Source organism: Mesorhizobium sp. M0514 (assembly GCF_040321145.1).
Taxonomy (GTDB): domain Bacteria; phylum Pseudomonadota; class Alphaproteobacteria; order Rhizobiales; family Rhizobiaceae; genus Mesorhizobium.
The window spans coordinates 1-10,454 of sequence record NZ_JAMYQZ010000133.1 but is presented as its reverse complement, the minus strand read 5'-3'; the positions used below and the strand labels follow the sequence as shown (position 1 = coordinate 10,454).

13 protein-coding genes are annotated in these 10,454 nt (G+C 58.0%); 10 read left to right on the top strand and 3 right to left on the bottom strand.

Going from position 1 to position 10,454, the window contains the following annotated elements:
• The 10 genes from NKI61_RS30755 to NKI61_RS30710 form a co-directional block, all read left to right on the top strand.
• Window positions 1-637: CheB methylesterase domain-containing protein (locus tag NKI61_RS30755; protein WP_352842111.1), on the top strand; the 637-nt coding region annotated here is incomplete at its 5' end.
• On the top strand, window positions 628-1,251 hold the full coding sequence (locus tag NKI61_RS30750) for a HEAT repeat domain-containing protein (protein ID WP_352842109.1): 624 nt from the start codon (window positions 628-630) through the stop codon (window positions 1,249-1,251). The genes NKI61_RS30755 and NKI61_RS30750, both read left to right, overlap by 10 nt.
• Window positions 1,248-2,084, top strand: coding sequence for a CheR family methyltransferase (locus tag NKI61_RS30745; RefSeq protein WP_023807634.1), 837 nt, complete (start codon window positions 1,248-1,250; stop codon window positions 2,082-2,084). Before NKI61_RS30750 ends, NKI61_RS30745 begins: the two co-directional genes overlap by 4 nt.
• Window positions 2,081-2,476: a response regulator gene (locus tag NKI61_RS30740; RefSeq protein WP_023673730.1), complete on the top strand. Its 396-nt coding sequence runs from the start codon at window positions 2,081-2,083 to the stop codon at window positions 2,474-2,476. The genes NKI61_RS30745 and NKI61_RS30740 overlap by 4 nt, the downstream gene beginning before the upstream one ends.
• On the top strand, window positions 2,469-4,694 hold the full coding sequence (locus tag NKI61_RS30735; RefSeq protein ID WP_352842107.1) for a chemotaxis protein CheA: 2,226 nt from the start codon (window positions 2,469-2,471) through the stop codon (window positions 4,692-4,694). The genes NKI61_RS30740 and NKI61_RS30735 overlap by 8 nt, the downstream gene beginning before the upstream one ends.
• Window positions 4,691-4,945, top strand: coding sequence for a hypothetical protein (locus NKI61_RS30730; RefSeq protein WP_023807636.1), 255 nt, complete (start codon window positions 4,691-4,693; stop codon window positions 4,943-4,945). Before NKI61_RS30735 ends, NKI61_RS30730 begins: the two co-directional genes overlap by 4 nt.
• Before the next feature lie 57 nt (window positions 4,946-5,002).
• The gene (locus tag NKI61_RS30725) at window positions 5,003-5,380 is read left to right on the top strand and encodes a response regulator transcription factor (RefSeq protein WP_023807637.1); all 378 of its coding nucleotides are present in this window, start codon (window positions 5,003-5,005) and stop codon (window positions 5,378-5,380) included.
• Window positions 5,377-6,018: a chemotaxis protein CheX gene (locus NKI61_RS30720; protein WP_023807638.1), complete on the top strand. Its 642-nt coding sequence runs from the start codon at window positions 5,377-5,379 to the stop codon at window positions 6,016-6,018. Before NKI61_RS30725 ends, NKI61_RS30720 begins: the two co-directional genes overlap by 4 nt.
• A gap of 4 nt (window positions 6,019-6,022) precedes the next feature.
• Window positions 6,023-8,314, top strand: a complete 2,292-nt coding sequence (locus NKI61_RS30715; protein WP_031208412.1) for a PAS domain-containing hybrid sensor histidine kinase/response regulator — start codon at window positions 6,023-6,025, stop codon at window positions 8,312-8,314.
• Between the two features lie 100 nt (window positions 8,315-8,414).
• The gene (locus tag NKI61_RS30710; RefSeq protein ID WP_352842104.1) at window positions 8,415-8,642 is read left to right on the top strand and encodes a KTSC domain-containing protein; all 228 of its coding nucleotides are present in this window, start codon (window positions 8,415-8,417) and stop codon (window positions 8,640-8,642) included.
• 126 nt (window positions 8,643-8,768) lie between these two features.
• Here the strand turns inward: NKI61_RS30710 and NKI61_RS30705 are convergent, their stop codons facing one another.
• The 3 genes from NKI61_RS30705 to NKI61_RS30695 form a co-directional block, all read right to left on the bottom strand.
• Complete coding sequence (locus NKI61_RS30705; RefSeq protein ID WP_352842102.1) at window positions 8,769-9,587, bottom strand: hypothetical protein; 819 nt, start codon at window positions 9,585-9,587, stop codon at window positions 8,769-8,771.
• A gap of 500 nt (window positions 9,588-10,087) precedes the next feature.
• Window positions 10,088-10,249 (bottom strand): DUF1515 family protein, encoded by a 162-nt coding sequence (locus NKI61_RS30700; RefSeq protein WP_023807642.1) that lies wholly within the window; start codon window positions 10,247-10,249, stop codon window positions 10,088-10,090.
• A gap of 127 nt (window positions 10,250-10,376) precedes the next feature.
• Window positions 10,377-10,454 (bottom strand): glycosyl hydrolase 108 family protein (locus NKI61_RS30695; RefSeq protein WP_352842113.1); only part of this gene is annotated, 78 nt, incomplete at its 5' end.

Genomic DNA, 10,454 nt, shown 5'->3' with positions numbered 1-10,454 from the left:
GCCGACAAGTCCTTATCCCGCCCCAATAGCGTCAAAAAAACCCATCGTAAAAACTGGGGTAAATGGGCTGGTGCTCATCGGCGTTTCGACAGGAGGGCCGCCAGCACTGGAGGCTGTTGTCGGAGCGCTGCCAGCATCGTTCTCCTGGCCAATTTTGATTGCTCAGCACATGCCAGAATCCTTCACGGGCGCACTGGCCAAACGTTTGAACAGCCTGAGCGCCATCGAGATCGTGGAGGTTACCCGCCCTACGGAAGTCGTGCCTGGTGTCGCTTACATTGCGCGGGGTGGGGCGGACATGATTTTATCGCGCCGAGGAGGCGTCGTATTTGCCATGAATGTCCCGTCCCAGGTCGACTATCCCTGGCATCCAAGCGCCGACCGGCTTGTTCGAAGTGCCATGGAACAAATACCTCCCAGCGACCTTATCGGTATTCTCATGACCGGAATGGGCAATGACGGCGCCAGTGCTATGAAACTCCTGCACGAGCGAGGCGGAACGACGATCGCTGAAGCGGAAGAAACCGCAGTGGTTTGGGGGATGCCCGGGGAATTGGTCAAGGGCGGTGGTGCAGATTGGATTCTGCCGCTACCCGAGATAGCCCGGCAATTGATGAAGGTTGTGCCTTGCCTCTGATCCGCAAAGAGCTTCCCAACCAAGCCGGGATCCGCGACGCATCGCCCACGGATGCATTTTCTTCGTTGATGAGTCGGAACAGTGAGGAAAGGCGAGCGGCGGCTCGCGAGTTTATTGTCACCTCTGACAACGCCGGTGTGATCTCCAGCGCGATTCAGAGTGAAGCGGTTGATGGCGTGCTGCAGGCTTTGTTTACAGCCCTTATGCGATCAGCCAATGCGGCAAGCGTCGACGTTGCTCTGCAATACCTACGATCCGACGATGCCCGCTTGCGCACCGGGGCACTAGACGCCTTGCGCGCATTGCAAGATCAGCTCCTGCCGCGGTTGACCGGACTGCTCAGTGACCCGGAGCCCGACGTTCGCATCCTCGCCTGCGAACTCGTTCGCGCGCAGCAGCCTTCAACGGTGATTGATTTGCTGGTTCCCCTCCTGGCTAATGATTGCAATGGCAACGTTTGCGGTGCCGCGATCGACGTCATGGCGGAGGTGGCGGCGCCTGACCACGTTGCCTTGTTGCTCCAGTGCGCCGCGCGTTTTCCCTCGGATCCCTTTTTGGATTTCGCCGCCAAAACCGCGGCCCTCCGGATCGGGGCGCGGAACGCCCCTCAGTGATCGAGATCACGGACGAAGAGATCCGTCGACTGGGAGACTTCCTCTATCGACGCACCGGCATGGTCTATTCGGTATCCAAGCGCTATTACATAGAGCGCCGGATTGCTGATCGTGCAAACGCAACCGCCTCTCCTTCTTTCGAAAGGTATTTCGCAAAACTTCGTATTGATGCCGAGGGTGAGATCGAGAAGTTCATCAACGCCTTTACCGTCAATGAGACTTATTTCAACCGGGAAGATCATCAATTTCGGTGTCTCACGAAGGATTTGCTGCGTGAAAGAATCGCAGCCGGCTATGGGAAGGACCAGTTGCGTTTGTGGTCGGTACCTTGCGCGACTGGGGAAGAACCCTATTCGATTGCGATGTGGCTCTTGGACAAGTGGCCGCTGGTCGACGCCTACAGCATCGAGATTTGCGGCTCAGATATCGATACCGAAGCGCTTGCCGCGGCGAAGCGCGGCTTTTATGACAAGCGCGCACTGATGCGCTTGCCGGGCCAGGTCATCGACCGCTACTTTCACCAAGAAGCCGACGATCGGTGGCGGCTTGTCGATGAGTTGAGGGAGTCGGTGCAATTTTCCAGTGTCAATCTAATAGAATCTAACGAGACCAGGCACCACGGCCAATTCGATATCATTTTTTGCCGAAACGTCCTCATCTACTTCGACGACGCTTCGCGTCGCATTGCTGCAGACAACCTCTATGAAAGCCTTTTACCCGGCGGCTACATTTGCCTTGGCCACACAGAGTCGATGAGCCGTATCTCTCCGCTGTTCGAAATCCGTCGGTTCGAAGATGGTATTGTCTATCAGAAACCAGAGGTCGGGCGGTGAGCAAACCTACGCTCCATCGCGTCCTGGTGGTCGATGACGCAGCTCTCGTGCGCCTGTACTATCGAAGCGTGCTGGAGCCAGCGGGCTATGAGGTGTTCGAGGCTTTGAACGGGGTGGAAGCCTTGGAGCAACTGCTTGGGTTCGAGATCGTCGACCTTCTGATCGTGGACATCAACATGCCGGTCATGGATGGCCTCAGCTTCTTAAGGATGCTTCGGCAACGAGGCGAACCGTTTGCGTCCACCCCCGTGCTCATCACCAGTACGGAAGCCGGGCTCCATGACCTGCGGGCTGCCCAAATTGCCGGAGCGAACTTCTACGCCGCCAAGCCCGTCGCTGGGCAGGACCTGTTGGAGCTCGTTGCCTTGCTTGCCGGATCAACCCATGATTGAACTTCTTGAGCAGTTCCTGGTGGAGTGCCGCGAGTCTGTGCAGCAGGCAACACTGGATCTTCTGGCGCTCGAAGGTGATTCAGGCGATCACACTAGGCTGGACAGTGCTTTTCGGTCGTTTCACACCCTCAAGGGCGGGGCCGGTATCGTCGATTTTCCAGATATGGCGAGGGGTCTGCACGCGGCTGAGGAACTGCTCGATTCCGGCCGGTCCGGTGCGAGGACGTTAAGCACTGCGGATATCGGCAACTGTCTCTGGGCATTGGATCAAGTCACCGGCTGGCTCGATAGCATTGAGGTAAAGGGAACTGTCCCGGAGGATGCAGGGTCGACCGCGGATGAGATGGTCCGCCGCTTGCAAGCGGCGCTATGGGAAGAACCTCCGGGGAAGAGCCCGCCCGCCTTGTTGGCGGCGGGGTGGTTGACATCTCTTTTGAAGGCCAACCATGATGTCGCAGCCCGAGCCTCAACCGGGTTGTTGTTCCAGCCCGACCCACAGTGCTTCTTTCGCGGCGAAGATCCCCTTGCGTTGGTCGCCGGCCTGCCTGGCCTGTTAGCTCTTCATGTGGAACAGGTTCATGTCTGGCCTTCGTTGAGGGAAGGTGATCCATTCGAGTGCAACCTGCTCTTCACAGCGTTGTCCTCTGCTCCGCAGGACGCTTTGTTGCGCTATACCCAAGCGATAAGCTCGGACTCTTCGAGCGTCCTCGAGATCCGCGAGCTTTCTTCTGCCGTCCCCGATCAGCGCGCAGGACTTAGCCGGATGGCGCGGCTGGTGCTCGAAGCGCAGTCCCAACTCCTTTCCCAGGTCGCGACCACAGGTCTGGCCGGCCGAGTAGGCGCCGCGCGGCGCGTGGTGATGAACATCCTGGCTCGGAGCGTCCGGCACAAGGATACGCTGGAACGCTACGATGGTAGTGTGCCGGACGCGGACGATCCAGAGGGACGACAAGCACTCATCCTCCTGATCGACCGGGTTTTGGGAGACGAGGCCCAAGTCCTCGAATTCTCCGTGAACCGGGATTCCCGCCTCGCCATCCCGAACTCAAATGCTGCCCGATCACTGCGGGTGAGCGTCGAACGCATTGATGCCTTAGTGAATTTGGCCGGCGAACTGTCGGTTGCCAAGAATGCCCTAACGCATGCCGCAACGCTAGCCCGGAGTGGAACTCCATCGGCGGATTTGGCGGCCGTGTTGGAGGAACAACAATCCCGACTGGAGAGGTTGGTCGATGAGTTGCAGCGTTCTGTCTTGAGCATCCGTGTCTTGCCCATGCGACAGGTGTTCCAAAGGTTTCAGCGCTTGGTGCGAGACCTTGCGACCGAAACGGGTAAGTCAGTGGTTCTCGTGACAGAAGGGGAGAACACCGAAGCAGACAAGACCATCGTCGAGGCTCTTGGAGAGCCGATTATGCATGTTCTTCGCAATGCAATCGACCATGGTGTCGAACCGGCGGACGAGCGCATCAGGACGGGGAAGCCACCGCATGCCACGATCTGCCTGCGTGCAGCGAAAGTCGGCGACAGCATTGTCGTTGAGGTGGAAGACGATGGTCGAGGTGTGGATTTCGCGAGAGTTCGACGGGTTGCGGCAGAACGCGGCCTGACGACCGGGTTCGCCTCGCTTTCCGATGACGATGCGTTGGAATTGCTGTTCAATCCGGGGTTCTCGACAGCCGCAACTGTCAACACGGTCTCCGGTCGTGGGGTTGGGATGGACGCGGTGCGATCGGCGATCGAGGCGCTCGGCGGATCGGTTGGCATTGAGACGAAGCCCGGAAGCGGGACGATCGCAAAATTCACCCTGCCCTACTCCATCCTGATGACGCCCCTGGTCACCGTGGAAGTAGTCAAACAAGTTTTTGGCGTTCCGCTTGAGAAAGTTATCGAAACCCGTCGACTTTCGCGCGGTGATGTCTCGATGGTTGGCGCCGCGCGCGTGTTCGGGCATCGCGGCCATACCATCCCGCTCGTTAGTCTTGCGGCGACGCTTGGCGAAACGCCGTCGGAAACGATCGCCGACGATTTCCAAGTCGTAGTCGTCCTGGTCGGGAACGACATGTGCGGGATAGAGGTCGATGATGTCGGGGAGACAATGGATATAATGATGAGACCCATCGAGGGGATGCTCGCGGGTGTAGAAGGCGTTGCAGGCGTCACAATTTTGGGTGATGGCCGCGTCATGCTTGTTCTCGATGTGGAGGCTTTGGTGAAATGACCGTCATTTCCGACCCAAGCGGTGGACCGATCCGGCTTGAGGGCGACTGCACTTTAGAAGACAGCGAAACCCTGCTGGCAATGCTGGTTGAGTCAGGCAACATCTTAGTTGACTGGCGGAAGTGCACCAAGATCCATGCTGCCGTTCTGCAAGTCCTGATGGCGGCCCGCGTGAGGGTCATTGGGCCGGCGGGCTCGCCATTTCTCGAAAGCTATTTTCATCGCGGCTTCCGGGCAGTGCATGGCCGCTAGTTCACAATTATTGCATTTTATGCGATATCCCTAACCCCAGCCGAAATGAAGGTCGTAATGAACGTTTTGATCGTCGACGACAGCAAGCTTGCGAGAATGGCCTTGGTCAAGATTCTCGCCAAGAACTATCCGACATGGGTGCGCAAAGAGGCCGGCAACGCTGATGAGGCGCTTCAACTGGCGAGTGAGTTCGCGGCTGATATCGTGTTGATGGATTACAATATGCCCGGCCGCGATGGGCTTGCCTTGGCGGCGGACTTTCGTGCCCAGGATCCGTCAATGCGATTGGCACTGATTTCCGCTAATCAGCAGCACGAGATAGTCGAAGGTGCAAAGGCGCTGGGCGCTTCCTTCCTGACCAAGCCAGTGAATTGCCCGGATCTGGTTGCGTTTCTCGGCAAACCCGACACTCCCATTGGTCAGGACGATCAATGATGACTTCGGCCGACCTTGTCTTGGAAGAACTCGAGAAGGATGCCCTCACTGAACTGGTGAACATCGCCGTCAGCCGAGCCGCCAAGAATCTCCGCGAGATGGTTGGACGACAGGTGTTCCTGTCCGTCCCAAGAATCAACCTCGTCGGCAGGCAGCAAGCCATCGATATTTTGGACGAACGCGAGATGGACCGTCTGGTTGCCGTTCACCAGGTTTTCGAAGGTGATATCACTGGTCGCGCGCTGCTTATTTTCCCAGAGGAGCGAAGTCTCGAACTTGTGCGTGCTGTAGCCGGTCCGGACCATTCATTGGAAGACATCATCGACCTTGAACAGGAAGCACTCGCAGAGACGGGCAACATCATTCTCAATAGTTGCCTGGCCACCATCGCCAACCTGTTGCGCCGTAGTCTTCGCGTCTCCTTGCCTGAGGTCATTCGAGGCACTGGAACCGACTTCTTCAATCTGGCGCCGCCGCCCCTACCCGGCGAGGTCGTACTGTTTCTCTACATAAACTTCACCGTCAAGGACAATGACATCACGGGCTACATTGCCATGCTGATGGACATGCCTTCCCTAGCGGTTTTAAAGGGCCTCTTGTGCGAGTTTATCGAGCGGATCGGTGGGACCGATAAATAGTGACATGTTGAACACTTCTCACGATAATTCGACGCCGATATTAGATGCACTCGATTGCGGTATAATCGTGCTCGGTTCTCAAAGGCAAGTGACCGCCTGGAATGCCTGGATCGCCGCAGCCAGCAATATACGGACGACCGAGGCGATCGGAAAATCAATGGAGGAGCTTTTTCCCGGCCGGCCGCTCGGCCCAATCCTCGTTGCGTTAAACGAGGCTTTGGAAGCCGGGGCCTCCAGCCTGCTGACCCCTACACTCCACCCAGCCCTGCTTGCGTTGCGGACGCGAGCGGGCCAGCCGCTGATCCATAGCATTTCCATCCGACCAATCGGGGCGATAGGTGCGTATGAATGCCTTATTCAGATTTCGGATGTGACGGGGGCGATGCGGCGGGAAGCCGTGCTGCGCCAACGGCAGAATGCCCGTTATGATGCGGTCATGGAAAGCGCCGCGGAAGCCATTCTTACCCTGGATGACACTGGGGCAATCCAGGGAGCCAATTCGGCGGCCGAGGTGCTCTTCGAAATCGACAAGGCATCGCTTGCCGGTCAGCCGAGCGCCCGTCTGTTCGTGGAAGGCGACCGGTGGTCGCAATTGCACGACGCCAGTCGCTCAGGGCAGCAAATAGTTCATCGAGAGGTTTCCGTGAAGCGGCGCAACGGGTCGACGCGCCATCTCGAAGCTTCGATAAGCCGTTGGTCAGGTGGCGCCAAGCAATTCACCACCGCCTTTTTGCGCGATGTAACAGATCGCCTGTCCTCACAACTGAAGCTGAAGACCCTGAATGAGACGTTGGAGCAACGGGTAGCTGACGCAACCGGTGAGCGCGATATGATCTGGCGCGTCAGCCAGGATCTTTTCGCCGTAATGGATTTCGGCCTCAAGTGCCAAAGTGTGAATCCGGCCTGGACCGAGCATCTCGGCTTTGACGAAAGCGAGGTCGAGGGTAAGACTTTCGAGGATTTCGTTCATCCTGAAGATGTTGCGGCTGTGACACGGCTCTCACTATCGGATAGCCGGGTTGCGGTTCGCGACCTCGACTTACGCATGCGTGCCAATGATGGCAGGTTCATCTGGTACAGTTGGCAATTTATGCCGCGAAACAACCAATATTACGCCGCCGGGCGCGACATCAACGTCCGCAGGAATTTGGAGGATCAGCTGCGCCAAAGCCAGAAAATGGAGGCGGTGGGGCAACTCACGGGCGGTATCGCGCACGACTTCAACAACATGCTGGGAGTTGTCATCTCAGGACTCAACTTGATCCAGCGGCGCGTCGACCGCGGCGAGCCCGGCGTGCACCAGCTGATCGCAGCCGCGACCGAGGGTGCCCACAAAGCTGCCATGCTGACGCAAAGGCTACTGGCTTTTTCCCGGCAGCAGCCGCTTTCCCCTGAATCCCTCGACGTCGGCCGGATGGTGCAGGATATGTCGGAGCTTTTGCGCCGGACGCTGGGCGAGCACGTAACACTCAATACGGTCGTGCAATCCGGTGACGGTGCAGTGCTCGCTGATCCCAGCCAACTCGAAAATGTCCTCGTAAATCTGGCGGTCAACGCTCGCGATGCCATGCCGGAGGGCGGAACCCTGACAATCGAAACCTCTGCACTCCTGGTCGACCAGTCGGTTGCTGCAGATCATGGCATTTCCCCCGGCCCCTACGTCCTTATTGCGGTGAGGGACACGGGCTCGGGTATGAGCGCGGAGGTTCTGGAAAGAGCCTTCGAGCCGTTTTTTACCACCAAAGGTGTCGGCAAGGGAACCGGCCTTGGGCTGAGTCAGGTGTTTGGCTTCGTCAAGCAGTCCGGTGGCTATGTCAACATCGATTCAAAACTGGGGGTGGGGACTACCATCAGCATCTGGTTGCCAAGGCACAATGGTCCCGCCGATGGAGCACGGCGGGCGAACAGCCAAGACGTTGCCAATGGCAAGCCAGAGGAATTGATCCTCGTCGTCGAGGACGAGGCGAGTGTAAGACAACTGACAATGCAAATGCTCGAGGATCTCGACTATTCGGTGATTTCTGCTGAGAATGGGGTTGAAGGCCTGCGCATTCTTGAGGATCGAGGAGACGTTTCCTTGCTGCTGACGGATGTTGTCATGCCCGGAATGAACGGTCGGGAATTTGCGGATGCTGCCGTTGAATTGCGGCCTGACTTGAGGGTGCTCTTTACGTCCGGTTACGCACGTGATGCCATAGTTCGCAATGGGATCATCGATCCAAACGTTCAACTCCTGCAGAAACCCGCTACCCTCCAAGCTCTCGCCCAGAAAGTCAGATTGGTTCTGGATAACTAGCCATTCGGCAACCGGCCGTTCCGGTTTTCAGGCAAGAGGGTAGCGCGCTCGACCTGTCATATTAAACTAGGAGCGAGACGGGTTACCGAGGTGCTTCTACATGCCGTCCAGTTCGATACGCAAATTCGATTACGATCCCAACACCAGGGTTCTCTCGGTTTGGTTTGTAGCGAGCGGGAAGCATTACGAGTTTTTGGACGTACCTGCTGAGGCCGTTGCGGCGTTCAAAGCTGCCTTTGCAAAGGGCGTCTATTTTAAGAGCCACATCCGCAATCGTTATGCAGTCCGGCTGGCGCCAGCGAGGGCAGCAGGCTCGTCGGGCGATTGAGACAATTTCAAATCCAAAGAGGCCCGTGGGACCACAAGAAGGAAAGCGCGAACCTCACCATGTTGCAGCCGCCGGGCGGACCCGACGGCGTTATCGTCGACTGGATCGCTGCCGCCGCATGAGGCCTTAAGGCGTGGCCGGCGCCAGCTTGGCGGCTACTTGGTCGATCTTGTCGGCAAGTACGCCATTGGCCCAATCTGTGACCTCAGGGTCAACGGGCTTGTTGGCCATTTGGGCAAGGGCTGCATCGATCGATGGGACGTTGGCAGCGGCGGCTGTGGCGGCGGTCTGAGCATCGGCCGCAGCCTGGGTGGCGTCATCGAGCGCTGCCTGTGCTGCATCGAGGTCGGCCTGCGTCGGGACATCTTCGGGCGGGGTATTCGGGTCAGCCGCTTTCGCATTCAGCGCGTCGAGCGCCGCTTTGGCGTCGGCAACCGCCTGATTAGCGGCATCGAGCGCCGATTGAGCGTTCTTGGCTATTGCCGACTGTGTCACAAAAGCCTGCACGCCAGCGAAGTTCTTGCTCTTGGAATGCATGAAGGCGTTGGCGTTGCGCTGCAGTGAGTTCAACCGGCCCAGCTTGGCATGGATATTCTTTTCCTTGGACACTGAACCGGTAGCGGCCTTGGCGACCTGGCCCTTGGCGGATGCCGACTTGCCGAGCGAACCGCCGCCTCCGCCATTGCCGCCAGCATTACCGTTTCCTCCGGTATTGCCATTGCCGTTACCGTTACCGTTACCATTGCCATGGCCATGGCCGTTACCGTTGCCATGGCCGTTGCCACCAGCACCAGCAAGGGTCGGCGACACCAGGAGCGCGAGCACCGCGAATGCAGCAAAAAGGGTTTTGTGGGATCTCATAATTACCTCCGACATTGCCACCGCCACTAAACGTATAGCCGGCAACATGAGGAATCGATAACTTAGATATAGCTGTGCTTCCATTACGAGAACGAAGCACCGGCCACGCAACGCAACACGCATAAGTCTTTGAAATGCGAAAGCGGGATCAGAGTCTTTGGGCCGATTCGCCCTCGACTCTCAAAAGGTCTTACACCCCTCAGACCTCTTAGGCGAAGTTTTGGCCGCCACTCAAAGCCTCGACAACGTGGCGACCTTTGGTTGTCGGAACGTTGTCGAGAGAAAAACAAAAAGCCCGCTGACGGAGGACCCGCGGGCTTGTGACGGGATGGCCCGCGCCTGCGTCCGAGGCTGCGCGGGCCGACCATGATGAGTGGAGAGGACATCTTGGTCACCGGCAGGGACCGCTGAAGAACGAGCCGGGTGTAACCGAATAGCCTCAGAGCGAGGATGTTCCCGACTCACGCAAAAAAGCCCGCCAGAGTGAGCCGGCGGGCAATCTGGAGTGGGCGAGCCAACATAGGTCAACCAGCGGCGGAGGGGTTGGTTTCTTAGAAGCATAATGCGATATGAAGAATAACACGTCAGCGCTGCTGCAGCCATTCCAGTGACGCCCAAGGCACCGAGCCCCACCGGGTCACCTCGGCAGTGGCCGCCTTCACCCCGGTCATGTCTTCGCTGAGGGATTTCCCCGCGTCTTCAGCCTTGGCAAAACGCTGAACCAGCTTGTCGGTCTTGGCGTACATCTTCGATCGGCTGGCGGCTGGGCGCTGCTCGGATTGCTCGTAAGAGAGCGCGGCTCAAGCATCGCTGTCGTTTAATGTCGCGCCGGATCTCGGTTGCGTCTCGCTGAACGCCCTCCATGGACGCCATTCATCTTGGGCCACCAGGGTCTTTCTTGTTGTCTGAATAGCCGCCTTCGCGCGTGAGCACCTTGGCAGGCGCTTTCTT

What these genes read in the sequence shown, in the direction of transcription:
- NKI61_RS30735 (WP_352842107.1), top strand. Translation starts at nt 2,469, where the DNA reads ATGATTGAACTTCTTGAGCAGTTCCTGGTGGAGTGCCGCGAGTCTGTG.
- NKI61_RS30730 (WP_023807636.1), top strand. Translation starts at nt 4,691, where the DNA reads ATGACCGTCATTTCCGACCCAAGCGGTGGACCGATCCGGCTTGAGGGC.
- NKI61_RS30725 (WP_023807637.1), top strand. Translation starts at nt 5,003, where the DNA reads ATGAACGTTTTGATCGTCGACGACAGCAAGCTTGCGAGAATGGCCTTG.
- NKI61_RS30720 (WP_023807638.1), top strand. Translation starts at nt 5,377, where the DNA reads ATGATGACTTCGGCCGACCTTGTCTTGGAAGAACTCGAGAAGGATGCC.
- NKI61_RS30715 (WP_031208412.1), top strand. Translation starts at nt 6,023, where the DNA reads ATGTTGAACACTTCTCACGATAATTCGACGCCGATATTAGATGCACTC.
- NKI61_RS30710 (WP_352842104.1), top strand. Translation starts at nt 8,415, where the DNA reads ATGCCGTCCAGTTCGATACGCAAATTCGATTACGATCCCAACACCAGG.
- NKI61_RS30705 (WP_352842102.1), bottom strand. Translation starts at nt 9,587, where the DNA reads ATGGAAGCACAGCTATATCTAAGTTATCGATTCCTCATGTTGCCGGCT.
- NKI61_RS30700 (WP_023807642.1), bottom strand. Translation starts at nt 10,249, where the DNA reads ATGTACGCCAAGACCGACAAGCTGGTTCAGCGTTTTGCCAAGGCTGAA.